Below are 3,172 nucleotides of genomic sequence, written 5' to 3' on the forward strand. Positions count from 1 at the left end.
GCTTCAAAGACCTGATAGATGCGATTGAGCTGCGCCTGCAATCGCGACGCAGTCGCGGCATCCCCCGATGATGCCGCGCGATAAAGCTGCACTGCCAGACCCGGCGTGATGTTGTGCAGTCCGCCTGTGATTCCGTCGAAACCCATGCCAAGCGCCACATCCATCAGCTTCTCGGCTCCGCAGACGAGCGAGAAACGGTCTCGAGGGAGCTCGTGCTCCAAAAGCTGTTCCCACTTCAGTACGTCCGGGGCGCTGATCTTAATTCCGTGAATGTTAGGATGACGCGCCAGCCCGGCGATGGTCGCCGGCTCGAGCGCATTCTGCGTGTAACGCGGATTGTCGTACAGAATGATCGGCTTCTGTGCGAAATCGGCGGCGAGCAAGAAGAAGCGGATCAGTTCGTCCTGCCGGCACATATAGTAGTACGGAGGGAGCAGCACGAGCGCCGCGACGGGCATGGTTTGAATCACGGCAATCTTCTGGCGGACACGAGAGATACTCGTATCCGACACGCCGGCGACCACGGGCACGCCCCGCGGGTACGCCGTGATCGTTTCGATGATCTGATATTGCGAAGCATCGGTCAGGTGCGCAAAGCCGCCCATCGAGCCATTAGCGAACAGACCGTCGAGGGAATGCGCCAGCAAAAAGGAAAGCAGGCGTCGTAGGGCCGCAAGGTCGGGGTCCCCGGCTGAATCGACCGGCGTCGCAACCGGGACGATGACGCCTTTCAACTTCTGCAAGTGGGTCTCCATAGGATCACGTGCGCCGCTCAAGAGCCCTGCTTCATGAATGACTCGATCCGGCTGCGAGTTACCTTCCAGTTATCGAGAATGTGCCGCTGCATCAACTCGATGGCTCGTTCTTCTGTGCCGTCGCAGATGGCCTCTACGAGAGAGATGTGGTCGACGCCAGCATCGCGCGTCGAATCGGAGCGATCGCGTGAGCTCTCAGAGTAGCGCAGGATCGTGCCCATTGCGAACAGCGGCGAGACGAGGAGACTGAGGTGGCGCTGCAAGGTGCGGTTGCCGCTGATCTCCCAGATAGTCTGGTGCAACTCGAAGTCGAAGGTTGGATATGCACGCGGGTTAACGCCAGGATTGTGGAGCTTGCGCGCGATCGCGTACAGGACATCGCGATCCGTCTGTGTGAGGCGCCGTTTGGCCTGCCGCACCGCTTCCGCTTCGAGGAGCAGGCGAAGTGCGAGCATCTCATCGAGTTGCTCCGGAGTCAGTTCGATCACACGCGCGCCTTTATAGGAGTTGAGCTCGATGAGACCTTCGTGCGACAGCCGCTGCAAGGCTTCCCGAAGACTGGCGCGGCTGACCTCGAACTCTTTCGCCATCTGGATCTCAGTAAGACGCTGGCCCGTCTTCAACCGGCCGCTGAAGATGGCCTCCCGGATCGCCGCATAAATGCGATCGGAAGTTGACTCCTGTTTTAGTTTTCCGAACGTTGAGGTGCCCATAGCAATTGAGCAAATTTGTATCATACTACATTGTCGACAATCCTACAAGCAAAATCCGTCAATATAATTTTATAAAAACCTCTATTGACAATGGCTCAACAATGATCTATTGTCGACACTATCACAATCGGAGACATCAATGAAACTCTCCACCCGTCGGTTAGTTCCAGCGGCGCTGATCGCGCTGCTTCTCCTTACGCGCCCTGTCTATCCGCAAGGCACGGCGGCACGCCTTATCGGCTTTGTCAGCGATCCATCGGGCGCCGCGGTCGTGGGTACCACCGTCGCGGTTCGCAATGTTGCTACGAATCTAGAACGATCGGTGCAGACGAATGAAACGGGCGACTACACAGTAGCGAACCTGCCGCCGGGGGTGTACTCGGTGATAATCCAGCACGGAGGCTTTAAGACGTTCGAAAGCAGTGCGGAACTGGCAGTGAACCAGACCGCACGGCTCGACGCGCAGTTGAGTGTGGGCGAAACCGCGGAGACGGTGACGGTCGAAGCGAGCGTGCCGCTGGTCGATTCCGAAACGGCAGCGCTCGGGCAGGTGATCGGCGCGACTCAGGTGCGAGAGTTGCCGCTCAACGGAAGAAACTTCGTGCAGCTAGGGCAACTCGTGCCCGGCGCCACACCAGGTCCGCCCGCCGCGACAACGGTTCGTACCCGTCAGGGCGGTCACTCGCTCACAATCAATGGACAGCGGCAGGACCAAAACAATTGGATGCTTGACGGAGTTGATAACAACGCTCAGCTATTTGGCATGGTCGTGGTGGTACCGTCAATCGAATCGATCAGTGAGTTCAAGGTGCAGACGAGCACTTACTCGGCGGAGTTCGGTCGCGCCGCCGGTGCCGTCGTGAATGTCGAGACCAAGAGCGGGTCAAATGAGTTTCATGGCTCGGCTTACGAGTTCCTGCGTAACGATAACTTCGACGCTACTGAGTATTTCGCACCCATCGCGCCGGAGACAGGACGAAGGGCGAAACCGCCGCTGGTGTTCAACCAGTTTGGTGCCAGCCTCGGTGGCCCCATTTCTAGAGACAACACCTTCTTCTTCGTGAACTATGAAGGCAGGCGAACACGGCGCAGCACGGCTACGGGCTCGCTGGTTCCAACCGCAGCGCAGCGAACAGGCAATTACGCGGGTAGCGGCACCATCTACGACCCGTTGACGTACACGCCGCAAAGCCCCGTGCGGCAACCTTTCGCTGGTAACCAGATACCATCGAATCGAATCCATCCCGCGTCGAAAAGCATTCTCGAGTACATTCCGCTGCCCAACACAGATGACTCAGCGCGCAACTTTACAACTATTGCCACTAGCACGGACGATTCTGATCAGGTGCCCGTGCGCGTGGATCAGAAGCTGAGTGACAAGCAATGGTTGATAGGCCGGTTTTCGTATTACAACACCGACAACGTGACGAACAACGCGTTTCCGCTCGATGCCGATATCCTGCGGAACCGCCACCGCTCATTTGCGGCGCAGCATACTTACAGCCTGACTCCTACGCTCATTAATGAATTCCGCGCAGGAATGAACCGGTATCATTTCCTCTTTCTGCACGAGACCGCGGGGGAGAACTTCACCGATATGCTGAATCTGCCATCGCTGGCGAAGGGCACAATCGCCGACGGCTTCCCAGATGTGCGGATCAGCGGGCTCGCCCGGCTGGGCGGCAATGCCGCGGTTCCCCTGGA

At 58.1% G+C, this 3,172-nt stretch carries 3 protein-coding genes; 1 reads left to right on the forward strand and 2 read right to left on the reverse strand.

What is annotated here, in order from left to right:
- Together IT585_07315 and IT585_07320 are read right to left on the reverse strand one after the other, a co-directional pair.
- On the reverse strand, positions 1–743 hold a 743-nt coding region (locus tag IT585_07315), incomplete at its 3' end, for a dihydrodipicolinate synthase family protein (protein ID MCC6963045.1).
- Between the two features lie 29 nt (positions 744–772).
- Complete coding sequence (locus IT585_07320; protein ID MCC6963046.1) at positions 773–1,468, reverse strand: GntR family transcriptional regulator; 696 nt, start codon at positions 1,466–1,468, stop codon at positions 773–775.
- Positions 1,469–1,607: 139 nt separating this feature from the next.
- Between IT585_07320 and IT585_07325 the strand changes: the two genes are divergently transcribed.
- The coding region (locus tag IT585_07325) for a TonB-dependent receptor (GenBank protein MCC6963047.1) at positions 1,608–3,172 on the forward strand (1,565 nt) is incomplete at its 3' end.

It is taken from the genome of Candidatus Zixiibacteriota bacterium (assembly GCA_020853795.1).
GTDB lineage: Bacteria > Zixibacteria > MSB-5A5 > CAIYYT01 > CAIYYT01 > JADJGC01.

Excerpts from the sequence above, each read along its gene's own strand:
- IT585_07320 (MCC6963046.1), bottom strand. The coding sequence starts at position 1,468 with ATGGGCACCTCAACGTTCGGAAAACTAAAACAGGAGTCAACTTCCGAT.